We start from the raw sequence: 23,562 nt of genomic DNA, 5'->3' as shown, positions 1-23,562 counted from the left end.
GACAACCCTTACTTCACGGACGCGCTTGTATCCTCTGCCTGTACGGATAGCTTTCCATTACCGTCGGCAGCCAGCACAATCCTGCCCTTATACGTGCTGCCATCATCATTTTTAAAAGATAATACCTGGGTTTTGCCTTGAAGCAGCAAGGATTTCAGCATCGCATGCGTAACATTCTTGCCCGCAAATTCTTTCCAGATCACATAACTGCAGCCAGTCTTGAAGTTCGCGCAGCCATAACCTTTTCGTCCTTCAATAATCTGCCCGTCACACCCGGGTCTAGGACAACGCCCTAACGGTGATCGCACGGACGACGCATCGGTTGCTGTCTTAGATTTGGGAGCACTCTTCGCGGGACGCTCTTCGCGGGCGCGAGCCGCGGCATCCGCTTTCCCCGTGCTCCGCTTCCCTCTGCCCTTCGCCTTGTCCTCATCTCCACCGAATAAGGACGAAGGTGCAGGACGCTGCGAGGATACCTTGTTTATGATGGAAATAGTAAACTTCTGCACATTTTGCATGAACACGTCTGCCGAAGCCTCACCCTTGGATATTTGGTTAAGACGCCGCTCCCATTGGCCTGTCATTTCGGGTGAAGCCAGCAATTCTACACCTGCATGCCGGATCAGCTCAACCGCCGTTCTTCCTTTTTGGGTTACGGTGATTTTCTTGCCCTGCATCGTAATATATCCAACCTTTTTCAAACGCTCGATCGTTGCTGCCCGGGTTGCCGGCGTTCCAAGCCCGCTGTCCTTCATGGCATCCCGAAGTGCTTCATCCTCAATGGACTTTCCGGCGCTTTCCATCGCCTTCAGCAAAGTCCCTTCCGTGTAACTCTTCGGCGGCTGGGTCGCCTTTTCTTTCACTTCGGACTTTTTACAGTGAACGGGATGATCGGGAACCAGGTCGAATGAGCGATCGTTCCACTCTTGGGTCTCCTCTTCCTCGTCCTCTTTTCCCTTCTTAGAGGAAGGCTTGGCCTTCTTCTGCTCTTTATCCCGGGTTATCAGCACCTTCCAGCCGAGGGACAGCAGCTCCTTAATTCCGGTCTTAAACGTCTCTCCCTCAACCTCGGTAAGCACCGTATGCTGCTTGTACTTCGCCGGTGGGTAAAAATGCGACAGAAAACGGATGATGACCAGATCATAAATATGCTGCTCCTCCTTGCTCAGCGTGCCCGGACGCTTCAATGTCGGGAGGATGGCATGGTGATCCTCTACCCGCTGCGGATTGCATACGGCTTTGTTGTTGATATTAACACGACTCGGCTCGGCCCCTTCCACCATGGAGGCATAGGGGGTCGATTTTAACATATGAAGCGCCTTGTGCATCCCTTCAATGTTCTGTTCATTGACATAGTTGGAGTTGGTACGCGGGTACGAGATCACCTTATGGCGCTCATATAGCGCTTGTGCAAGATCCAGCGTTTTTTTGGCAGAGTATCCGTACTTGGCATTGGCATCGCGCTGGAGAAGTGTCAAATCATACAATTTGAATGGATATTCCTTGGTTTCCTTCACTTCATATTTCGCAATGACACCGTTCTTACCGTTCACCTTGGCAGCGATCGTGTCCGCTTTCTCCTGGGAGGTCAACCGTTCTCCCTGCCATGTCCCGGTATACTCCAGCTTCTCTTGCTTAAACACCGCCAACACATCGTAAAAGGTTTGCGATTCGAAGGCTTCAATCTCCTTCTGCCGATCATAGATAAGAGCAAGAACCGGCGTCTGCACCCGCCCTACGGACAGTAATGTCTGATGACGCGTTGTAAAGGCGCGTGACGCATTCATGCCGATCAGCCAATCCGCTTCACTGCGTGCGCGTGCGGCTTGGGTCAAATACTCGAATTCCACCCCGTCCTTCAGCTCCGCAAAACCTTTGGCAATGCTCTCCGCTGTTAAATCCGATATCCATAATCTTTTTACGGGTTGTCTGAGCTTTAATTGCTGCTGGATCAAGGCGAAAATATACTGTCCTTCCCGTCCCGCATCACAAGCATTTACGATATGGCTGCAGCGCTTGGCTACCTCGCCAATGACCTTCAATTGGTCCTTGGTTTTCGGATTCGGGATGATTTTGAACTGCTCCGGAATGATCGGCAGATCCCGTAAATTCCAGCGTTTATACTTCGGATCATATGCATCCGGCTCAGCAAGCCCTACCAGATGTCCGATAGCCCAAGTTATGATATACTGCTCTCCTTCAAGATATGTACGGTTATTCTTCGCTCGCGGCTCGATTACCGCAGCAATGTTCCGTCCCATATCCGGCTTTTCGGCAATGACCAACGTTTTCAAATGACATTCTCCTCCCCGACCGAGTTGCCCCGTGCGCAGTGGCTAACTCCAAAAAGGACTTCGCTCTCGCGAAGTCCCTTTAACTACTATTTATGATAGCATATTTAGGAGAGGGTTTAAACCAGAACCGTAGCACCCATCAAATATTTGTCTACCTCGCGTGCGACTTCACGGCCTTCATTGATCGCCCATACGACCAGGCTTTGTCCGCGGCGCATATCGCCGGCAGCAAATACTTTGTCCACATTGGTTGTATATTTGCCATAAGGGGCTTTCACGTTGGAACGGCGATCCGTTTCAAGTCCCAGCTGTTCTACAAGCGTCTGCTCCGGTCCGTCGAACCCGATAGCAATGAACGCCATTTGTGCCGGGAAAGCCTTTTCCGTGCCCGGAATCGGTTGATATACTTTTCGTCCAGTTTCATCCACGATACGCTCGATCTGCACAGTGTGAAGTTCTTTCAGATTGCCTTCTTCATCACCAACAAATTTCGTGGTCATAATGGAAAATTCGCGTGGATCGCTGCCAAACAACGCTTTGGCTTCCTCATGAGCATAATCGAGTGTATACACATTCGGAAATTGCGGCCACGGGTTCGCAATCGGATCGCGCTGAAGCGGAGCTTTTTTATGCGTACCGAACTGGGTTACACTGCTGCAGCCATGACGCAAAGCAGTTGCGACGCAGTCAGAACCAGTGTCACCGCCGCCAATCACGATGACATCCTTGTCTTTGGCCGACAAGTAGTTACCGTCTTCAAGGCCTGAATCGAGCAGGCTCTTGATGGTCCCATTCAGATAATCCATCGCGTAATGGATGCCCTTAAGGTCGCTGCCCTCAATGTTGAATTCACGCGGCTTTGTTGCACCGCCACACAGTACGACAGCATCATAATCCTCCATAAGCTGCTTGGCCGCAATGTCCTTGCCAATCTCGGTATTGACCACGAACTCCACACCTTCAGCCGCAAGCAGATCCACGCGGCGCTGAACAACGCCCTTATCCAGCTTCATGGATGGAATTCCGTAAGTTAACAAACCGCCGATGCGGTCTGCACGCTCATACACAGTCACTGAGTGGCCCGCTTTGTTCAGTTGGGCAGCTGCTGCCAGCCCCGCTGGACCAGAACCAACAACGGCAACGCGGCGTCCCGTGCGCTTCTCAGGCGGCTCAGGGACAACCCAGCCTTCTTCAAAGCCCTTGTCGATAATCTCTTGCTCAATGGATTTAATCGTTACCGGCTCCCCGATCAAGCCTACTGTACACGAACCTTCGCAAGGTGCAGGACATACGCGTCCTGTAAATTCAGGAAAGTTATTTGTTTTGTGAAGACGCTCGAGAGCCTCTCTCCACAAGCCTCGATAAACAAGATTGTTCCATTCCGGAATCAGATTGTGGATCGGGCAGCCGGATGTGCCGCCGATCATATCGATCCCTGTATGACAGTATGGTGTACCGCAGTCCATGCAGCGTGCTCCCTGGGTCTGGAGCTCTTCTTCTTCTAAATGTTTATGAAACTCTTCCCAGTCTTTTACTCGTTCTGCCGGGCTCCGGTCTACCGGTAGCTGGCGCTGAAACTCCATAAATCCTGTTGGTGTAGACATACTGCTTTACCCCCATCCGTTCTATCCATGCTGATTACCATGTACAATTTATCATATCACAAATCATCCGACATCTATCGTCAGATAACCACAGAAACAGCATTCAGCCTGATTTATTTTTTCTTATTTAAACTAAAAAAATTTTTATCAGTACCAAAACCCTACTATTTGCGGCTATTTAAGCAGCAATGTGTATAAACATTAGAAATATAGTAGCATTTCGCTTTTCGCCTGTTAAATGGACTATATGCATGATCATTTGTATTATCCTACTATCCCAGGGTTCACAACATAGATAGATAGCTGCAGTCTATCCCTTCAATTGGTGCTCATTACTACTTGTGTTTTCGCTCATAAATAACAAACCGGTAAGTGTATGGATTTTTCTCATCTGTAATACCCGGGATTTCTTCAATAATCTGCCATTGATCCCAGTCCACCTCCGGGAAGTAAGTATCCCCTTCAAAAGACTCGTCAATGAACGTGCAATACAGACGATCTGCCTTGGGCAGCATCTTCTCGTAGATTTGTGCTCCGCCAATCACCATTAATTCTCCGTTGTTCGAATAAGCCGTAGCATCCTCGATATCGTGAAGAACGATCCCTTGATCCTCCGACAGCGTAAAATTCTCGTCCCTGGTAAGCACAATGTTCGTTCTGTGCGGCAGCGGTTTACTGCCAAAAGATTCCCAGGTTTTACGCCCCATCAGAATCGTTTTGTTCAAGGTTTTCTCCCTGAAAAAAGCCATATCCCGCGGCAAACGCCACGGCATTGTTCCGTTTAAGCCAATCACCTGATCCTTGCCCATTGCCCATATCATGGATATCATGATAGATCATCTCCTTCCTTGCTCTGATAGATTGTCATGCAACAGATTCAAAGGAATTACACGGCTACAGTTGCCTTGATGGTCGGATGATATTGATAGCCCTCAAATTCAAAATCGTCAAATGTATAGTCAAAAATACTCTCCGGTTTGCGCTTAATAATCAGCTTCGGCAGCTCGTACGGTTCACGCTCAAGTTGGGTTTTCACCTGTTCCATATGGTTGGAGTAGATATGCACGTCCCCTCCGGACCAAATGAATTCACCAGGCTCTAACCCGCATTGCTGTGCAACCATATGGGTCAGCAGCGCGTAACTGGCAATGTTGAACGGGAGGCCCAGGAAACTGTCCACAGACCGCATGGTCAGCATACAGGAGAGTTTCCCGCCCGCAACGTAGAATTGGAACACAAAATGGCATGGAGGCAGCTTCATGTTCTCAATCTCCGCCACATTCCAGGCGCTGACGATATGCCGCCTGGAGTCGGGGTTATTCTTAATTGACTCGATCACGTTTGCAATCTGGTCGATATGTTGTCCATCCGGCGTTTCCCAAGCCCGCCATTGCGAACCGTAGACCGGACCCAGATCGCCATTCTCATCCGCCCATTCGTCCCATATCCGCACGCCGTTCTCTTTGAGATATCGAATGTTCGTTTCCCCGCTCAGGAACCATAAAAGCTCGTGTACAACCGATTTAAGGTGAATCCGCTTCGTTGTCATTAGCGGGAACCCTTGTGAAAGATCAAAACGCAGCTGTCTTCCAAATACGGATAGCGTCCCGGTCCCCGTGCGGTCTCCCTTCTCTACACCATGATCCAGTATGTCCTGCAGCAGCTCCAAGTATTGTTTCATCTATAGTCACCTCACTAGAATCTCATATCAACAGTCTACCATGATCGTGGAATGTATGACACGCAGAAAATAACTCTGCATTTTACGATAATCCATACATTCGATCATCCGCAAAAAAAACAAAAACAGGAGGCAGAAACCGCCTGCGCGTTCTCTGCCTCCTGGCCAAATATATAATGACTAAGGTAGTGTCCTAGAATTAACGGGAAATGATGTGGATCGGATGACCCATAACCAGTTCCGCAGCTTCCATTACGATTTCGCCCAAAGTCGGATGCGCATGGATAGTCAAAGCTACATCTTCAAGTGTAGCACCCATCTCAATGGCAAGACCAAGCTCAGCGATCAGGTTTGAAGCTTCCAAACCTACGATTTGTGCACCGAGGATAAGTCCTGTTCCTTCTTCGGCTACGATCTTCACAAAGCCCTCAGGATGGTTCAGGGATACAGAACGTCCGTTGCCTGCGTAAGGGAATTTGCCTGCTTTTACTTTGTGGCCTTTTTCCTTCGCTTGAGCTTCGGTGTAACCTACGCTGGAACATTCCGGATCTGTGAACACCACAGCTGGAATACATTTGTAGTCAACAACAGATGGCATTCCGGAGATCACCTCAGCAGCAACCTTACCTTCGTAAGATGCTTTATGAGCAAGTGCCAGACCGGATACGATATCACCGATAGCAAAGATATGAGGAATGCTGGTGCGACCTTGATGGTCGACTTTTACAAAGCCGCGCTCGTCAAGATCCATACCGATCAGATCCAGACCAAGCTCACCATCCGTATTCGGACGACGGCCGACAGTAACCAACAGGTAGTCTGCCGTTACTTCCTTCGTTTCACCGTTCACGGAGTATTTCACGGTAACTTCTTTATCATTCTGCTCAGCACTTTCAGCTTTTGCACCTGTAATAATCTCGATACCGGTTTTCTTCATGTTTTTCGTAACAAGGCTGGTCATGTCTTTGTCGAAGCCAGCCAGTACGCTGTCCAGACCTTCGATGATGGTAACCTTCGAACCAAATTTGGAGTACATTTGACCAAGCTCGGCACCGATGTATCCACCACCGATAACGATCAAACTCTTCGGTACTTCTGGCAGGTTCAGCGCTTCGGTCGAAGACAGGATGCGTCCGCCGAATGGGAAAGGCTTCAGTTCGATTGGACGGGAACCTGTAGCAATGATGCAGTTCTTGAAACGGTAACGCGGAGATTCATGATCGTTGAATACACGCGCTTCGTTTTCGTTGATGAACATGCACTCACCGTTGAAAACTTCAACTTTGTTGCCTTTCAGCAAGCCGGATACGCCGCTGGTCATTTTCTTAACAACGCCGTTTTTGAATTCCTGTGTTTTTGCAAAATCAACTTTTACATTCTCTACAGAAATACCGAATGCATCCGCATGCTTAGCTGATTCAAACTGATGAGCAGCAGCGATCAGCGCTTTTGAAGGAATACAACCACGGTTCAAACAAACACCGCCGAGCTCCGATTTATCAACGATCAGAACTTTTTGACCCAGTTGGGCGGCACGAATCGCCGCCACATAACCACCAGGACCAGCACCAATGACTAGGGTATCAATATCCAAAGAAGCATCTCCAACTACCATTAGTTACACCTCCATAACAAGCAGCTCAGGGTTAGCGAGCAGTTGTTTAATATAGTTCATAAAGTGTTGAGCTGTAGCACCATCGATGATACGGTGGTCAAAGCTCAGGGACAATGCCATTACAGGTGCCGCAACAATTTCACCGTTCTTCACAACCGCTTTTTCGCTGATGCGGCCGGTACCAAGAATAGCAACCTCTGGGAAGTTGATGATCGGCGTAAAGAACATACCGCCTGCAGATCCGATGTTCGTGATGGAAATTGTGCTGCCCTTCATTTCGTTAGGAGACAGTTTGCCTTCACGGCCGCGAGCAGCCAGATCACGGATGCTGTCAGCGATCATCCAGATGCTCTTACGATCTGCATCTTTGATAACCGGTACAATCAGACCGTTGTCTGTATCTGTAGCGATCCCGATGTTGTAGTACTTCTTGTACACGATTTCGTTCGCTTCTTCATCGATCATTGCGTTCAAAGCAGGGAATTGACGGCTAGCCGCAACGAGTGCTTTTACGATGAATGGCAGATACGTAACTTTTGTGCCTTTTTTCTCTGCGATTGGCTTCATGCGGGTACGGAAAGCTACCAGCTCGGTTACGTCAACTTCGTCCATGATCGTAACGTGCGGAGCTGTGTATGCCGATTTAACCATCGCATTCGAGATCGCTTTGCGGATTCCTTTGAATGGTACGCGTTCTTCTTCTGCACGAGTATCCACCGCTGCGGATGCTGCAGGAGCTGCTTTAGCTTCGGAAGACGCTTCTTGTGCAGGAGCCGCTGCTGCCTGGCCGCCGCCGTTCTTGAAACCTTCAACGTCTTCGCGTGTTACTTTGCCGTTATTGCCGGAGCCTTGTACTTGTGTGATGTCTACGCCTTGCTCACGAGCGAATTTACGCACGCTAGGTGTAGCCAAAACTTCACGGTTAGGTACTGCTGGCGCTGCCGCTTCACCGTTTCCGCCTTGCTTAGCGTCAGCCGGAGCATCTTGAGCCGGGGAAGAAGTTGTATCCGCGCTGCCCTTAGCTGCGTCGGCTTCTTGAGCGGCTTGCTCTTCAGCTGGAGCTTCTTGCTCAGGAATGTCGCCTTCAGCATCGATGATAGCAACCACTTCACCGACACGGCATACTTGACCGTCCTTGGCAAAAACTTCTTGAACCGTACCGTTCACGGGACAAGGAACTTCCACGACCGCTTTGTCGTTCTGTACTTCCATGATGATGTCGTCGTCTGTTACTTTGTCGCCTGGCTTGATATGCATTTTGATGATTTCACCTTCATGCAAACCTTCACCCAGCTCTGGAAAACGATATTCAAATTTTGCCAACTGAAAAACCTCCCTAGAAATTGCTGCTATTAGAAATTCAATACTTTATTTACGGTTTCAACGATACGCGCTGGAGTAGGCAGCCAAGTGTCCTCGATTTGTGCAAAAGGATACACGGTGTCTGGCGGTGCTACGCGCAGTACTGGAGCTTCCAGATGCAGGATCGCTCTCTCGTTGATTTGAGCGATAACTTCCGCGGCGACGCCGGCGGATTTTTGCGCTTCTTGAACCACGATGGCACGGTTGGTTTTCTTCACCGAAGCAAGCACGGTATCAATATCGATTGGAGCGATGGTTCGCAAATCGATGATTTCGGCCTTGATTCCGTTCTTCTCAAGCTCATCAGCAGCTTTTGTTGCTGTGTGAACCATCAGACCGTAAGCGATAATCGTCACGTCGGTTCCTTCGCGAACCACATTAGCTTTTCCAAGTTCTACGGTGTATTCACCTTCAGGAACTTCAGCGCGGAACGCATGATACAGGTTCAAGTGCTCCATGAAGAATACAGGGTCATTGTCGCGGATTGCCGCGATCATGAGTCCTTTTGCATCATAAGGATTGGAAGGCACTACAACTTTAATACCCGGGGTTTGCGTGATGAAACCTTCCAGTGCGTCGGTATGCAGTTCTGCCGCTTTAACCCCGCCGCCAAACGGCGTACGGAATACGATCGGAGAATGGTAACGTCCGCCGGAACGGTAACGCATGCGCGCTGCTTGAACTACGATTTGGTCAAGAGCTTCAAAGATAAATCCAACGAATTGGATTTCAGCGATCGGGCGGAAGCCCTGGATACCGAGACCTACTGCCAAACCACCGATAGCGGACTCGGCCAGTGGCGTATCGAATACGCGCTCTTCCCCGAATTCTTTTTGAAGGCCTTCCGTTACACGGAAAACACCGCCGACATTACCCACGTCTTCACCGAAGATGACAACGTTAGGGTCACGGCTCAATTCAACGCGCATGGCGTCGCGAATCGCTTCTTTCATGTTCATTTGTGCCATTGCTTCATTTCCTCCTTAAGAAATACAGTTGACTAAACTTCCATTGTTAAGCCTTAAAGCGGCTAAATATATATCGAAACGTTATATAAAGACCTGCTGCACCCATGACAAAACCGGATGATTATCCCAGGATCAACCTATGACAATCATCGGTCCGTCATTTTTATTGAAAATCAGCTTTTTGCTCTTCAAGATGCTTAGGTGTTTGTTCGAACATGCTGTCGATCAAACCAGGTACTGTCATTTTTTCCGTTTGTTCTGCTTTTTTGATTTGCTCGTTGACTTTCGCTTTCGCTTCGTCTTTTACGCGAGCTGTATCTTCTTCAGTCCACAGACCTTTTTGCTCAAGGTATTTCGCAAGGCGTGCGATTGGATCCTTCTCGTTCCACTCGCCTTCCTCTTCCTTCGTACGATATTTGGAAGCATCATCAGACAGGGAATGCGGACGGAAACGGTAAGTTACCGCTTCGATCAGAGTTGCACCTTCGCCGTTGCGACCACGCTCTGCAGCATCGCGAACCGCCTTGATGACTGCCAGAACGTCCATACCGTCGACCTTCACGCCCTTGATACCAGCTGCAACTGCTTTATGAGCGATAGACAATGCTGCCGTCTGCTTGGAGAACGGAGTTGTAATCGCGTAGCCGTTGTTTTGCACAAAGAAGATAACAGGCAATTTATACACGCCTGCATAGTTCAATCCTTCGTAGAAGTCGCCTTCCGAAGAACCGCCGTCACCGGTGTACGTGATAACGACTTGCTTCTGCTTTTTCAATTTATAACCCATAGCAATACCCATTGCGTGCAGAATTTGAGCACCAATGATAATCTGAGGCATTAATACGTTAACACCCTCTGGAATTTGTCCGCCATGCTGATGTCCACGGGAATACAAGAAAGCTTGATAAAGCGGAAGTCCATGCCATACGATTTGCGGCATATCGCGGTAGCCTGGGCATACGAAGTCGTCTTTCTCAAGCGCGAACTCACTGCCAACCATTGTTGCTTCTTGACCGGATACAGGTGCATAGAAACCGAGACGTCCTTGACGGCCGAGATTCACGGCGCGGTCGTCCCAAGTACGGGTAAATACCATACGGTACATAATTTCTTTCAGCTGATCGTCTGACAATTCAGGCAGAAGATCTTTGTTTACGATTTTGCCATCCGGGGAAAGTACAGATAGAGTATCTACTTCCTCGGTATATACTTCATAAGGAACCTTGGTCATTTTTTTCACCTCAATAAATATTTGAATATCAAGTTCCGCTGTTATAGAATTATTATACACCTGTTTTACTCCATTCGTCAAAGAAATGCGGGATAAAATTTCAGATTTCTTGACTTTTGTATGTATAACAGTTAATTGATAATACTATAACAGTATGACAAACATCATAGAACAGCAGACAACATAGACATGTCAGGGTAATTTTAACTTATTGTTTACTGCATTTCAAAAACTAACCCGAAAAAGGTGACGAATGATGACGAATGAACGTTTATTGAAGCGAACCATCGTTAAAGAAGTAATACAAAGCAAGTTTCTGCAGGAAAATCGGACACTGCGCATCTATCTTCCTCCCGGTTACAATGAAATTCTCAGCTATCCCGTTGTTTATTGTCAGGATGGAGAGGAATTTTTCAATTTCGGCCGCATCGCGACATGGGCGAACCAGCTCATTCTCGAAGAGGGCGTCGAGCCGTTCATCATTGTAGGCGTGGAAGTGAACACGAAAGTTCGCACAGAAGAGTATGCACCGTTCGGAAATCGATTCGACGCTTACCTTTCCTGCTTCGCCGAAGAGATTATTCCCTTCATTGAACAAAATTATCCTGTTCGCAGAGAGCCTTCCGAGCGTGTGCTCGCTGGTGATTCCCTGGGCGGAAGTGTCTCCGTGCATCTGGCCCTGCGTTACCCTCAGCTTTTTACAAGAATCATCAGCTTGTCCGGTGCCTTCTATGAGAAGTCCCAGGATATGATTCGGGAGGAAGCGGATTTGTCCTGGCTCGACATCTATATGATTGTAGGCTTGCAAGAGGACAACTATACAACCGATACAGGTGTCTATAATTTTGTTGAATTGAACCGTTCAACCAAGGCTCTGCTGGAGGAACGGGGTGCCCGGATATCTTATCTCGAGAAAGACGGGCGTCACCTTTGGGGCTTCTGGCAAAAAGAGCTTCCTGCTGCGCTTATGTACTTCCTGGGTTAATTCGAGTCGAGCACGACTGGCAAAAAAAGATGAACAATCGCGCATTTTTTATGGAATGTGCATTGTTCATCTTTTATTTTCAGCAGTCCGTTCTCTTGGCATCGCTTTCAATTGCTTTCGTCAAAAAAGCGGCTGACTCACCGCTTGTTCGAATAAGATTATAGCTTTTCTTCAATGATTTTGTCCAGTAAGATGTCACACCCGGCATCAATGAGCCGATACACTTCCTCAAAATTTCCGGTGAAATACGGATCAGGCACCTCGCGCAGCTTTTCATTCGGAAGCAAATTCATAAACTTCAGAATCGCAGCGTCGTTGCCCCCGGATAGTTTGCGCATATTCGACACGTTGGAATCATCCATGCCGATTACATAATCGAAGTTCGCGAGATCCTGGCTGACCACTTTACGCGCAACCATTCCTTCATAGCTGATACGCCAGCTGTCCAGCAGCTTTCTGGTTCCTTCGTGAGGAACGCTGCCGATATGCCAGTCACCTGTTCCTGCTGAATCCACGCTTACCTGATACCTGCAGCCCCCGCTGCACAATCTTATGACGCAGCACCGCTTCAGCCATAGGCGAGCGGCAGATATTGCCCAAACATACAAACAAGACGGATACCATAGTTCCCCTCTCCTTTACGATATAAAAATCGTCCTTCGCGTGTCTTCTCTACCCACGAATAACGTTTGTTTGCATCTCCATTAACCCGAGCTTACTTCTTTTCCGCTGGGTGCCTGACCTATTCCACGGTGAAGCGACCTTCTCGGCAATCTCCATTTATAAAGCACCGATAGCATCCGGAACAGGATGACAACTGCAAATAGTGTGAGCAGCTGCCAAGTCTTGGTTGCGATGCCGAGACCGATGGCGACACCTGCAGCCATGGCCCAGACAGCATAGATCTCATCGCGCAGCACTAGCGGTTTGCGGCCTGCCAGAAGATCGCGGACCATCCCTCCGCCACTGCCTGTCAGGACGGCTGCCACGATTACTGCACTAAGAGGGTGATTCATCTCTGTGGCATATAAGGCCCCCTGAATCGCAAAGGCAGATAAACCGATAGCATCGAACAAGGCCTCCGTTTTCTTCCAGTGCTGAATCAAACCAAGCGGCAGCACAAACGCTACGAATACCGATATCATTGCCAGTACGATTAAATCCCCCTGACCCCACAGGGTGGTTACCGGCACGCCAATCAGTACATTCCTTATTATACCCCCGCCGAAGGCTGTGACTAAACCAAGCACCACAACCCCCAGAATATCGTATTCTTCTTCCATTGCTACAAAAGCTCCGGACATGGCAAACGCAATGGTGCCAATGATGCTGAATACGTCAAACACATGCATGTCCAAAATTCAGTTCCCCCGCTCCCCCGTCAATTTTACATATTACATTGTAGCCGTGCCTATCAAAATTGTGCAAGCATGAAAACTGCTCTATACTAGAGTTCAATGGCAATTCTCTCAAAAAAGGAGGAATTTACTATGAAGCATACCCGCGTCCTGATCTTTACAGGTGGGGAGTTGTCACCACGGTTTCTGGAAGAGATCCAGAACGGAGACTTCATTATAGGGGCAGACCGGGGAGCCCTTTACCTGATTGAGCATGGCATTCGACCCAACCTGTCTGTGGGGGATTTCGACTCCATTCCGCCAGAGCAGATGGAACGCGTAAGGTCCATGAGCGAGAAGGTAATTGACTGTGACCCAATCGATAAAAATCTGACCGATACCGAGCTTGCCTTTGACCTGGCACTGGATAAATCCCCCGAATCCATATTGATTCTTGGGGCAACAGGCTCGCGCCTGGATCATACGCTCGCTAACATCCACATGCTGATTCGAGGACTGCAGCATCACATCTCATGTTCTATATTAGATGAGAACAATTTCATCACACTGACAGGCACGAGCTGCATTGTCGAGAACAAGGGGTTTACATATGTCTCCCTGCTGCCGCTCACAACGGAAGTGACAGGCATCCATCTTGAGGGGTTTGAGTATCCTCTCCATGATGCCACATTACGATTGGGACAATCCTTAGGGGTCAGCAATAAGCTGGCTGAAGATAAGGGAACGGTCCGGATTGAGGGCGGTTTGCTGCTCATCATTCAGAGTAAGGATGGCTAATCGTTACTTTTTTGTAATCTTTAATCGATAATTGTTAACAACTTAAATCGACGTTAAAAACCCTTGTATATCAAGGGTTTTTATTCGTTTCGGAACTATTACATGGAACTATTTCTTAATATTTTGTAACTTTTAATGATATTTTAATAATTCGCTTTCATTTCTTGTGTCCCAACGCTTTGCGCCAAATATCCAAAATATAGACGGTTTCAAATCTGATATACTCGGTTCATCGCAAAAACAAAACTGCTTGGAGGTATACAACATGAATCGACAGAATTGGATTAAGAAGGCCGTAGTAATCAGCTTGAGCGCTACATTGGGAGCAGGGGCAGTCCTTACGGTTGCACCGCCAGCTCCTGTAGAAGCCGCATCAGTAAGCAAAGGAACTCAAGTCGTTAACTTTGGTAAACAATATATGGGGACACCTTATAAATTTGGAGCATCCACGTCCACTACAAGTGTATTTGACTGCTCATCCTTCATGAAACATATTTTCAAGAAATACGGAGTAAACCTTCCACGTACATCAGCTGCCCAATCCAAAGTTGGCACAGCGGTATCAAAATCTAACCTGAAAGCAGGCGATTTGGTATTTTTCTCAAGCGGAAGCCGTGCCAATGGTAGCAACGTAACTCACGTTGCTGTCTACATGGGTAATAACAAAATTCTGCACACCTACGGCAAACCGGGTGTAACAATCTCCACCCTGACAGGCAACTGGAGCAAAACGTACCTGAAAGCTCGTCGCGTACTGTAGTTTAATACTATCTATCAGAATAATGAAGACCGTCTTCCACTCAAGGAAGACGGTCTTTTGTGTTTGCATCGATCTCATCCTGGGATAAGAGTTTATATCCGATTCCCCGAATGGTGCGCAGCAGTTTAGGCCTGCGTCCTTTATCGATTTTTTCTCTTAAATGAAGAATATAAACATCGACCACATTGGTCCCCGTATGAAAATCATAATCCCACACTTCTCTTAATATGTCCTCTCGCGTACAAACCTGGCCCTGCCTTCTCGCCAAGAACAGCAGCAGATCATATTCACGATGAGTAAGTGCAAGCGTTTCATTCTCCCGGGTGACATTTCGGCATAAAGGGTCAATGGCCAGATCTCCGATGCGAATGATCTCATCCTGCTCCTTGCGACCTGTCTGAAAGAGTCTCAACAGATTGGAAATCCGCGCCAACAATTCCCTGGTGTCCCATTCATTCGGAATATAGTCGTGGGCACCAGACTCCAGCGCTTGAATAGCTTCATCAGAACCATCATTCCCAATGACGATAATAGGAATCTGCTCCCCTCTGCCTGTCAGCCGTTGCACAAGGTTAAAATGACTCATTCCCGGCAGCTTGCTATCCATGAGCAGCAAGTCAGCGTTTGTGCGCTGTAACGCTGCGACCACCTCGGAGTAATTTAAAGCATGTGTCACCTTATAACCTGCTTGTCCGAGTTTCTCCATGAGCTGTTGAACCCGCTCTTGATTATTCGCCGCAATCAAAATAACTTTCTCCACGGGTTCTCCCCCGCTTTCAACACTTAATATTGTAAGTATGTCTATTTGTTCCTGCTTTCAGTCCTGTTTCAAATTTTTAACAGCCGTAACCAAAATCGTCTCTCAAGCACCCTTATTTATCCAATTCATGCTGGGATCACCTACAATTTCCGTAGAATTACATCTTATCTTCTCATTGGATCTATTTTTATAATGGGATATATGAACACGAAAGGGGGGCTTCTAACGCATCGCGCATATTGTTCGGAGGTGTAAGTCTCATCCGGTAATCAAGTCTGAAAAAGGGCATTTTCTTGAAATCGTTTTCATTCTTTTCAACGAACCGCACGCCTTCGTCGGGTATCAATCATTTATGAAGGAGGAAAAATAACATGCGCAACAAACACGTAGCATGGCCCCTTGTCGTAACCATGCTAATATCCATTTTGTTTACGACTGCCGGGCCTGCCGTTCCCGTTTCGGCCGCAGGTGAAACCAACCTGTCACTGGGCAAACCCGTAACAGCAAGCGGTCAGTCCCAAACCTACAGCCCAAGTAACGTCAACGACGGCAATCAGGGCACTTACTGGGAAAGCACGAATCAAGCGTTCCCGCAATGGATTCAAGTCGATCTCGGCGCCAATACGAGTATTGACCGGATCGTGCTAAAGCTCCCCTCCAATTGGGAATCACGGAGCCAAACCCTGTCTGTGCAAGGGAGTGTGAACGGTTCAACGTTCACGAGTATTGTAGATTCGGCGGACTATGAGTTCAGCCCATCCGGGACAGGAAACGCGGTCACCCTCCATTTTGACGAAACAAGCACCCGCTATGTCCGACTGAACGTTACAGGGAACACGACTTGGCCCGCTGCGCAGCTGTCCGAATTCGAAATTTACGGATCTGCCGACTCTCCGTCAACTCCTCCAACGGGAGACAACATCTCGATTGGCAAACCCGTAACCGCCTCTTCAAGCACATTCACGTATGTAGCATCCAATGCAAACGACAACGACATCCATACATACTGGGAGGGCGGAACCAATCCAAGCTCTTTAACACTCGATCTGGGATCGGACCACGAGATTACCTCGATCGTATTAAAGCTAAACCCGTCGGCGGAGTGGGGAACTCGCACCCAAACCATTCAAGTGTTAGGGCATAACCAAGGTTCAACTAACTTCAGTAATCTGGTCTCGGCACAAGCTTATACGTTTAATCCGGCTTCCGGCAACTTGGTAACCATACCGGTCACAGCAACTGCGAAACGTCTGCAGTTAAACATTACGTCCAATTCCGGGGCACCGGCCGGACAGGTTGCAGAATTCGAAGTATACGGCAAGCCCGCGCAGAATCCGGATCTAACCATAACCGGTTTGTCCTGGACTCCTTACTCACCGCTTGAGAATGATCAAATTACGTTACAGGCCATCGTGAAAAACATCGGCGGCGTTGAAGCTCCGCCTACAACCGTCAATTTCTACCTGAACAGCACGTTGGCTGGCACTTCTGCGGTAGGAGCGCTTGCAGTAGGAGCTTCCACCACGGTTTCGCTGCAGGCCGGTACCTATGCCGCTGCCTCCTATTCGCTCCGAGCAAAGGTCGATGAAAATAATCAAATCATCGAACAAAATAAAGAGAATAACAGCTATTTGCATTCCTCCCCACTGGTCATCGCACCTGTGGAAAGTTCCGATTTGGTAGGTACGGTACAATGGACTCCAACTACACCCGCTGCAGGTAATGCTGTAGCTTTTACCGTTAACCTTAAAAACCAAGGGAACAAAGCTTCTGCAAGCGGCTCCCATGCCATCTCAGTCGCGCTGAAGAATCCTGCAGGATCAACGATCCAAACCTTAAATGGAGCCTATAATGGCACGCTTGCTGCCGGTGCATCCACTAGCGTCACTATTCCAGGGACCTGGACAGCGGCAAATGGCAGCTACACAGTAACCACAACTGTCGCAGCAGATGCGAATGAAGCACCGGTCAAACGAGAGAATAACGTCAGTCAGGCCAATCTGTCCGTTTATTCATCCCGCGGCGCAAGCATGCCGTATACCCGTTACGATACGGATGATGCCGCCCAAGGTGGCGGTGCCATTCTAAAGACAGCTCCGACATTCGATCAAGCACTGACAGCCTCGGAAGCTTCTGGCCAAAGCTACGTAGCTCTTCCCTCTAACGGCTCCAGCCTGGAGTGGACCGTCAGACAAGGCGAAGGTGGCGCTGGCGTAACCATGAGATATACGATGCCGGACTCGTCGAACGGCATGGGATTGAACGGCTCGCTTGACGTTTATGTAAATGGAGCCAAGAAAAAAACCATTCCGTTGTCTTCCTATTATAGCTGGCAGTATTTCTCCAGTGATCATCCTGAGGATGCACCGGGTGGCGGGCGTCCCCTCTTCCGATTTGATGAAGTACACTGGAAAATGGATACTCCGCTCCAGCCAGGGGACAAGATCCGTATTCAGAAATCCAATGCCGATAACCTGGAATATGGTGTCGACTTCATCGAAATTGAGCCGGTTCCTGCAGCTATCGCCCGACCAGCCAATTCGGTATCGGTAACAGACCTCGGCGCTGTAGCGAACGACGGCAACGATGACCTTCAAGCGTTTGAAGCCGCGGTTCAAGCTGCTGCTTCATCGGGCAAAACCTTATACATTCCGGAAGGAACATTCCATTTGGGCAACATGTGGAAGGTAGGATCCGTTGGCAACATGATCAATGATATCAAGATTATGGGCGCTGGCATCTGGCATACAAACATCCAATTCACCAATCCGAATGCAGCGTCAGGCGGAATATCGCTTCGTGTCACAGGACAGCTGGATTTCAGCCATATTTACCTGAATTCAAATCTGAGGTCGCGTTATAATCAAAATGCCGTCTACAAAGGATTTATGGATAACTTCGGCACGAATTCCAAAATTCATAATGTGTGGGTAGAGCATTTTGAATGCGGCTTCTGGGTAGGGGATTATGCGCATACTCCGGCGATAATCGCGGATGGACTGATCATTGAGAACAGCCGTGTCCGCAATAATCTCGCGGATGGCGTCAATTTTGCTCAAGGAACAAGCAATTCAACCGTACGTAACAGCAGTATTCGAAATAACGGGGACGACGGACTTGCCGTGTGGACGAGTAACGTGAACGGCGCGCCTGCCGGCGTCAACAATACGTTCTCCTACAACACCATCGAAAACAACTGGCGTGCGGCAGCCATCGCATTTTTTGGAGGAAGCGGCCATAAGGCTACTCACAACCTGATTGTTGACACGGTTGGCGGCTCCGGCATTCGAATGAACACCGTGTTCCCTGGATACCATTTTCAGAACAATACGGGCATTCTGTTCTCCGACACCACCATTATAGGTAGTGGAACCAGTAAAGATCTGTATAACGGGGAGCGTGGTGCAATCGATCTGGAAGCATCGAATAATCCGATCCGAAATGTCACGTTTACCAACATCGATATACGGAACACCCAACGCAGCGCTGTGCAGTTTGGTTATGGTGGAGGCTTCCAGAACATCGTATTTAACCATATCAATATCGACGGCACAGGACTTGATGGAATCACAACTTACACGGTTCTCCACCCCGGTCATCCCGGGGTGACGGCGACTCTACACTTATACAGGGAATGGATCTGCGACGTTCAACAATCTCACCACACGAAACATCGCTCATCCTAATCTGTACTTCATTCAGAACGGTTTTAATCTGATCCTGCAATAAAATGCAGCAAGAGGAGGTGCCGTGAATAAGGCGCCTCCTCTTGTTTAGTTTCTACACCCATACTGTATTTTACATTTCTACACCCATGCAATTTTCGTCATTATCCACCGACGTATTTATGATAAAGCGTTCTGGCTCTGGCTAAATCCGATGTCCCATGGACCAGCGTTCTGCCGTCCCCGAATATAACGAGACGATGGGGATCTGCCTGATAGATGATCATGTACGGAGTTACGGTGGCTTTTCCTTGCTGAAGCCGGTTCAATCGATCGGCTACTTCGTGAAGGTCCAGCTGTAATGGTCTGGCAGGTCGGATCTGTACCGTATCTCTCCCGCATAACACTTCGCTTTTGTCCACATTCGCTGAGGTCAGGTATGGATAATCAGGATGCTCTCCGCACGTTGGACAATCTGATTTCTTGGCACGGTCCACGCCAAATTCCACCCGCTCATTGCGCCACAGGTCAAATGACAGCATCTTTTTTCTAAGGGCATTCCTTTGCCCTGACAACAGTTTCATCGCTTCCATCGTTTGATGGGCAGCTACGATCTGTACCGCTTGGGGGAGTATGCCGTTTATATCGCAGGTGTCCCCGCCTAAAGGAATGGTTCTGAGCAGACAGTTCAGGCAAGGGGTTTCTCCCGGCAGAAAAGTGTAACTCATTCCTGAACTTCCCACGCACCCTCCATAAATCCACGGGATCCCTAACTTAAATCCGATATCATTCACGATCAGCCGGGTTTCAAAATTGTCCGTGGCGTCCATTATCAAATCTGCGCCTTGGCAGAGGATCGACAATTCTTGGGCACGAACATCCATCACGATGCCATCAATGATACCATCCGAATTAATCTCAGTTAGCCGCTTAGCCGCTGCTATTGCCTTCGGGAGCCGGTCGATTGCATCCTGTTCGGTGAACAGCTGCTGACGCTGCAGATTACTCCACTCCACGTAATCTCGGTCGACGATGGTTACGTGCCCAACTCCTGCGCGAACCAGAGTCTCCGCCACGGCACTCCCCAGCGCACCCGCCCCAAGGACAAGCACATGACTGCTTGCAAGCCGCTGCTGTCCTTCGCTTCCAAAGGGTGCAAATCGCTCTTGACGGGAATAACGGTGCTCACGTTCTATCGAAAATGCATCGCTTCGGCCCGAGACCTGCGCAGCTGCTGCATCGAAAACCTGTTTGATGTTTATCGGTCCCTCACCCTTATCACTGAATCCAGACATGACCTTTCCTCCTGATGAACTATTTCTGCATACAAATACCCATCCCCCATGAGGATGGGCAGCCTCATCGTATCTTAATATAACTTGGTATTCAGCGCCTTCTCCAGCATACTAGCGATGACGCAGAATCCAGGCAGCACTCCGTGCTCTCCAAGCCATTCCCCATAAAAGACCTTGCGCCTCCCGCGTTATCTGCTGCTCTATCGCTTCTTCGGCTGTTTCCCTGACAACGACGTCAATTATCCTATCCAACAGAGCCGGTCTACGGGATCGTTCTACACCGTATGCGTCAACCAATAGACGGAGCTGACGGGCACGGATTTGGGCACTTGGTAAACCTACCCTCCCGGCTACGTCATCATTTTAGCATATCACAAATGTACATGGATTAAGAACACTTTAGAACCCTGACAAGGCACAGAGGTTGCCACCGATACCAAGAAGGACGAGCTGCAGTCAGCTCGTCCTTCTATAGGTAACCCCTTATTCAGTGCAATTTGATGAATGATACATCCCGCTGCTCTTAAGAATTCTGAGTAGACCAATCCTCTACGTTCCAGATCTTGGTCACCCAGTCCTCATAAAATTCAGGCTCGTGAGAAACCAGCAGGATAGTGCCTTTGTATTCCTTCAATGCACGCTTCAGTTCCTCTTTAGCTACAACATCAAGATGGTTTGTCGGTTCATCAAACAGAATCCAGTTGCTCTCACGCATCAGGAGTTTGCACAGGCGAACCTTCGCTTGTTCACCACCGCTGAGTGCCTTCAATGGGCGGGTAATGTGCTCATTCTTAAGCCCGCACCGGGCGAGCGCAGCACGAACCTCATGCTGGTTCAAGTGTGAGAATTCGTTCCATACATCATCAATCGGCGTAATATTGCCCGCACGAACTTCCTGCTCGAAATAAGCAGGCACCAGGAAATCGCCTTGATATGTCTTGCCGGAGAGTGCCGGGATTTTTCCTAATATCGTCTTGAGCAGCGTCGATTTACCTACGCCATTACAGCCGACGATCGCAATTTTCTCTCCGCGTTCAATGGTTATGCTCATTTTGGGAAGTAAAGGTCTGTCGTATCCAATTTCAAAGTCCACGCCCTCAAACACCGTTTTGCCGCTGGCACGGGATTCCTTAAAATTAAACACAGGTTTAGCCGCTTCCTCTGGGCGGTCGATCCGCTCTATGCGATCCAACTGCTTCTCCCGACTCTTTGCACGACCGGAAGTGGAATAGCGGGCTTTATTCCGCTGAATGAAATCTTCCTGCTTCTTGATAAACTCCTGCTGTTTCTCGTAGGCATCGATATGCTGGTTCTTATTGATATCGGCCATTTCCAGAAACTTCTCATAGTTAGCTGTATAGCGAGTTAATTTCGCAAATTCCAGATGATAGATCACATCGACCACCTGGTTCATAAATTCGGTATCATGGGAAATCAACATGAACGCATAAGGGTACTGCTTCAGATATTGGGTGAGCCAGTCGATATGCTCTACATCCAAATAGTTGGTAGGCTCGTCCAATAACAATACGTTGGGCTTTTCCAACAGAAGCTTGGCAAGCAATACCTTCGTACGCTGCCCCCCACTCAGTGTAGCAACATCCCGGTCGAGGCCAATCACGGATAACCCAAGTCCGTTCGCCATCTCTTCAACCTTAACATCCAGCATATAAAAATCACCGATGTCCAGCTGCTCCTGAATCTCACCCATTTGCTCAAGCAAAAGCTCAAGCTCCTCTGGAGAGGCATCACTCATTTTATTGGTGATTTCCATCATTTCTGTTTCCAGCTGCAGCAGGGGCAAGAAAGCATCCTTCAGCACATCGCGAACGGTTTTCCCAGGTGTCAGCTTGGTGTGCTGATCCAGATATCCATAACGCACTTTCGGTGTCCACTCTACCTTGCCGCTATCTTTTAACAGCTGGCCAGTCAAAATATTCATTAGTGTTGATTTGCCTACACCATTTGCTCCAACCAGACCAACATGTTCTCCGGCGAGCAAACGAAAGGATACATTTTTAAATAGAGTACGATCCCCGAAATTGTGTGATACGTTCTCTACAGTCAATAAACTCATGGCTATAGTAACTCCTGTCTGTATAAAATGAACTTATTTCATGTTAATTTAGTGGATTGTACACAGTCAAGAGTTTATTGTATCACATCCATGAGTCCAGCCGAAACTACAACTTTCAGGGATTACATAACACCGGGATTATAGCAGCTTTTCTCTTGATATCCAGCAGCGGCTGCTTCCTTGGCATTGGGAAACACTTCTTCTACACGATAATTGTATTGACAGGCATCTCGATAATAGTATTTCAGCCCTCTGCTATCTATACCCCCGAAATAGACAGGGGCTTTAACCAGTCTCCCACCCCCAAGCGCATAATTATTGTAGTACTGATCGCCTACGGGAATGCCTTGGATAAACGCCATAATACCGATATCGTCAATCGTGTTCACCCAATCCTCCCGGGATATCAAAGGAAGCGTGAATGTATACGATATACCATTCCGCAGAGCGATCTGATTATGTCTTTGGATGTAATAAGCAAGTTGATCTTGAATCGTGTTCATAATGGTAATCCGACGAACTTGCTCAAACATATCCTCATCATCCAGCAACGCTACACCGGTTTCACCGATCAAGTCCTTCCGAAACCCAGACTGCCAGCGATTAGGCCCGGACTCAAATACATGAACAAAAGAATCCAAGGTAAATCGGATGCTGTTTCCGGTATCATCGGTCCAAGCGTAAGGGATTTTCGGTGTCCATCTATGCTGCATGATCTCTTCGCCATGTTCACTCGAATAGGTCTGCGAAACATACAGATAATACCCGTCATAATCGAGGACAACCATCGCTGGAATGTACCACCAGAGTGCAGCCTGTGCAGCTGGATCTTCCGCAATCCCCATATTGACATATAATGTCCGGGCGAAGGAATCCAGCGCCTTCTCTTTATCGGCCCGCATAAATTTTAAGGAATCATAGGCCGACTCCTTCGCCTGTGTTTCGTTATCATTCAGCATCATTCCGCCATCTTGTACAGCTGTGCGCAGAGCTGCCGTGTATTTCATTTCCACATACCGGACATCCTCCAGGCTTTCAGACCGCATACCCATAATAAGAAACAATGGGAAAAAGATCGCAGTAAATAGGATGGCAAGATCAATAGAAATAGGTAAGGGTTTGATACGATC

The 23,562-nt window shown here is 48.4% G+C and carries 17 protein-coding genes and 1 pseudogene; 4 read left to right on the top strand and 14 right to left on the bottom strand.

Annotated features, from left to right (window positions below; translation table 11 throughout):
• Positions 1-8 precede the first annotated feature (8 nt).
• The 8 genes from PVOR_RS13135 to pdhA form a co-directional block, all read right to left on the bottom strand.
• Positions 9-2,294, bottom strand: coding sequence for a type IA DNA topoisomerase (locus PVOR_RS13135; protein ID WP_006209708.1), 2,286 nt, complete (start codon positions 2,292-2,294; stop codon positions 9-11).
• A 116-nt stretch (positions 2,295-2,410) separates the two neighbouring features.
• On the bottom strand, positions 2,411-3,898 hold the full coding sequence (locus PVOR_RS13130; RefSeq protein WP_006209707.1) for a glutamate synthase subunit beta: 1,488 nt from the start codon (positions 3,896-3,898) through the stop codon (positions 2,411-2,413).
• Between the two features lie 335 nt (positions 3,899-4,233).
• Positions 4,234-4,728 carry a dihydrofolate reductase gene (locus tag PVOR_RS13125; protein WP_006209706.1) on the bottom strand — a complete coding sequence of 165 codons (495 nt, stop codon included), beginning with the start codon at positions 4,726-4,728 and terminating at the stop codon, positions 4,234-4,236.
• A 56-nt stretch (positions 4,729-4,784) separates the two neighbouring features.
• A complete protein-coding gene (gene thyA / locus PVOR_RS13120; RefSeq protein ID WP_006209705.1) occupies positions 4,785-5,579 on the bottom strand; it encodes a thymidylate synthase in 795 nt (264 codons plus the stop codon).
• Positions 5,580-5,778: 199 nt separating this feature from the next.
• Positions 5,779-7,194, bottom strand: coding sequence for a dihydrolipoyl dehydrogenase (gene lpdA / locus PVOR_RS13115; RefSeq protein WP_006209704.1), 1,416 nt, complete (start codon positions 7,192-7,194; stop codon positions 5,779-5,781).
• A 3-nt stretch (positions 7,195-7,197) separates the two neighbouring features.
• Positions 7,198-8,517: a dihydrolipoamide acetyltransferase family protein gene (locus PVOR_RS13110; protein ID WP_006209703.1), complete on the bottom strand. Its 1,320-nt coding sequence runs from the start codon at positions 8,515-8,517 to the stop codon at positions 7,198-7,200.
• A 29-nt stretch (positions 8,518-8,546) separates the two neighbouring features.
• Positions 8,547-9,524 carry an alpha-ketoacid dehydrogenase subunit beta gene (locus PVOR_RS13105; protein WP_006209702.1) on the bottom strand — a complete coding sequence of 326 codons (978 nt, stop codon included), beginning with the start codon at positions 9,522-9,524 and terminating at the stop codon, positions 8,547-8,549.
• A gap of 163 nt (positions 9,525-9,687) precedes the next feature.
• Positions 9,688-10,755 (bottom strand): pyruvate dehydrogenase (acetyl-transferring) E1 component subunit alpha, encoded by a 1,068-nt coding sequence (gene pdhA / locus PVOR_RS13100; RefSeq protein WP_036638211.1) that lies wholly within the window; start codon positions 10,753-10,755, stop codon positions 9,688-9,690.
• Positions 10,756-11,011: 256 nt separating this feature from the next.
• Between pdhA and PVOR_RS13095 the strand changes: the two genes are divergently transcribed.
• On the top strand, positions 11,012-11,740 hold the full coding sequence (locus PVOR_RS13095; RefSeq protein ID WP_006209700.1) for an alpha/beta hydrolase: 729 nt from the start codon (positions 11,012-11,014) through the stop codon (positions 11,738-11,740).
• Positions 11,741-11,898: 158 nt separating this feature from the next.
• Here PVOR_RS13095 and PVOR_RS13090 read toward each other — a convergent pair.
• A pseudogene (locus tag PVOR_RS13090) lies at positions 11,899-12,364 on the bottom strand (low molecular weight protein-tyrosine-phosphatase).
• An 80-nt stretch (positions 12,365-12,444) separates the two neighbouring features.
• On the bottom strand, positions 12,445-13,092 hold the full coding sequence (locus PVOR_RS13085; protein ID WP_036638209.1) for a trimeric intracellular cation channel family protein: 648 nt from the start codon (positions 13,090-13,092) through the stop codon (positions 12,445-12,447).
• A gap of 138 nt (positions 13,093-13,230) precedes the next feature.
• On the opposite strand from PVOR_RS13085, the gene PVOR_RS13080 reads away from it, so the two are divergent.
• Together PVOR_RS13080 and PVOR_RS13075 are read left to right on the top strand one after the other, a co-directional pair.
• Complete coding sequence (locus tag PVOR_RS13080; RefSeq protein ID WP_006209697.1) at positions 13,231-13,875, top strand: thiamine diphosphokinase; 645 nt, start codon at positions 13,231-13,233, stop codon at positions 13,873-13,875.
• Positions 13,876-14,140: 265 nt separating this feature from the next.
• A complete protein-coding gene (locus PVOR_RS13075; protein ID WP_006209695.1) occupies positions 14,141-14,635 on the top strand; it encodes a C40 family peptidase in 495 nt (164 codons plus the stop codon).
• Between the two features lie 40 nt (positions 14,636-14,675).
• On the opposite strand, the gene PVOR_RS13070 is transcribed toward PVOR_RS13075, so the two are convergent.
• Positions 14,676-15,395: a response regulator transcription factor gene (locus PVOR_RS13070; protein ID WP_006209694.1), complete on the bottom strand. Its 720-nt coding sequence runs from the start codon at positions 15,393-15,395 to the stop codon at positions 14,676-14,678.
• Positions 15,396-15,766: 371 nt separating this feature from the next.
• On the opposite strand from PVOR_RS13070, the gene PVOR_RS13065 reads away from it, so the two are divergent.
• Positions 15,767-19,081 (top strand): discoidin domain-containing protein, encoded by a 3,315-nt coding sequence (locus tag PVOR_RS13065; RefSeq protein ID WP_006209693.1) that lies wholly within the window; start codon positions 15,767-15,769, stop codon positions 19,079-19,081.
• 143 nt (positions 19,082-19,224) lie between these two features.
• Here the strand turns inward: PVOR_RS13065 and PVOR_RS13060 are convergent, their stop codons facing one another.
• The 3 genes from PVOR_RS13060 to PVOR_RS13050 all read right to left on the bottom strand — a co-directional run bounded on the left by PVOR_RS13060 (position 19,225) and on the right by PVOR_RS13050 (position 23,556).
• A complete protein-coding gene (locus PVOR_RS13060; RefSeq protein WP_006209692.1) occupies positions 19,225-20,355 on the bottom strand; it encodes a ThiF family adenylyltransferase in 1,131 nt (376 codons plus the stop codon).
• Between the two features lie 523 nt (positions 20,356-20,878).
• Positions 20,879-22,432, bottom strand: coding sequence for an ABC-F family ATP-binding cassette domain-containing protein (locus PVOR_RS13055; protein ID WP_006209691.1), 1,554 nt, complete (start codon positions 22,430-22,432; stop codon positions 20,879-20,881).
• 122 nt (positions 22,433-22,554) lie between these two features.
• Positions 22,555-23,556: a hypothetical protein gene (locus tag PVOR_RS13050; protein ID WP_040680574.1), complete on the bottom strand. Its 1,002-nt coding sequence runs from the start codon at positions 23,554-23,556 to the stop codon at positions 22,555-22,557.
• Between the last annotated feature and the right edge of the window lie 6 nt (positions 23,557-23,562).

The sequence above is a fragment of the Paenibacillus vortex V453 genome, assembly GCF_000193415.1.
Taxonomy (GTDB): Bacteria; Bacillota; Bacilli; order Paenibacillales; family Paenibacillaceae; genus Paenibacillus_AQ; species Paenibacillus_AQ glucanolyticus.
The sequence above is the reverse complement of the archived record's forward strand: the minus strand, read 5'-3'. Positions and strand labels throughout refer to the sequence as shown.

What these genes read in the sequence shown, in the direction of transcription:
- PVOR_RS13125 (WP_006209706.1), bottom strand. Translation starts at nt 4,728, where the DNA reads ATGATATCCATGATATGGGCAATGGGCAAGGATCAGGTGATTGGCTTA.
- PVOR_RS13085 (WP_036638209.1), bottom strand. Translation starts at nt 13,092, where the DNA reads ATGCATGTGTTTGACGTATTCAGCATCATTGGCACCATTGCGTTTGCC.
- PVOR_RS13075 (WP_006209695.1), top strand. Translation starts at nt 14,141, where the DNA reads ATGAATCGACAGAATTGGATTAAGAAGGCCGTAGTAATCAGCTTGAGC.
- PVOR_RS13095 (WP_006209700.1), top strand. Translation starts at nt 11,012, where the DNA reads ATGACGAATGAACGTTTATTGAAGCGAACCATCGTTAAAGAAGTAATA.
- PVOR_RS13105 (WP_006209702.1), bottom strand. Translation starts at nt 9,524, where the DNA reads ATGGCACAAATGAACATGAAAGAAGCGATTCGCGACGCCATGCGCGTT.
- lpdA (WP_006209704.1), bottom strand. Translation starts at nt 7,194, where the DNA reads ATGGTAGTTGGAGATGCTTCTTTGGATATTGATACCCTAGTCATTGGT.
- PVOR_RS13130 (WP_006209707.1), bottom strand. Translation starts at nt 3,898, where the DNA reads ATGTCTACACCAACAGGATTTATGGAGTTTCAGCGCCAGCTACCGGTA.
- PVOR_RS13065 (WP_006209693.1), top strand. Translation starts at nt 15,767, where the DNA reads ATGCGCAACAAACACGTAGCATGGCCCCTTGTCGTAACCATGCTAATA.
- PVOR_RS13055 (WP_006209691.1), bottom strand. Translation starts at nt 22,432, where the DNA reads ATGAGTTTATTGACTGTAGAGAACGTATCACACAATTTCGGGGATCGT.
- PVOR_RS13080 (WP_006209697.1), top strand. Translation starts at nt 13,231, where the DNA reads ATGAAGCATACCCGCGTCCTGATCTTTACAGGTGGGGAGTTGTCACCA.
- thyA (WP_006209705.1), bottom strand. Translation starts at nt 5,579, where the DNA reads ATGAAACAATACTTGGAGCTGCTGCAGGACATACTGGATCATGGTGTA.
- PVOR_RS13060 (WP_006209692.1), bottom strand. Translation starts at nt 20,355, where the DNA reads ATGTCTGGATTCAGTGATAAGGGTGAGGGACCGATAAACATCAAACAG.
- pdhA (WP_036638211.1), bottom strand. Translation starts at nt 10,755, where the DNA reads ATGACCAAGGTTCCTTATGAAGTATATACCGAGGAAGTAGATACTCTA.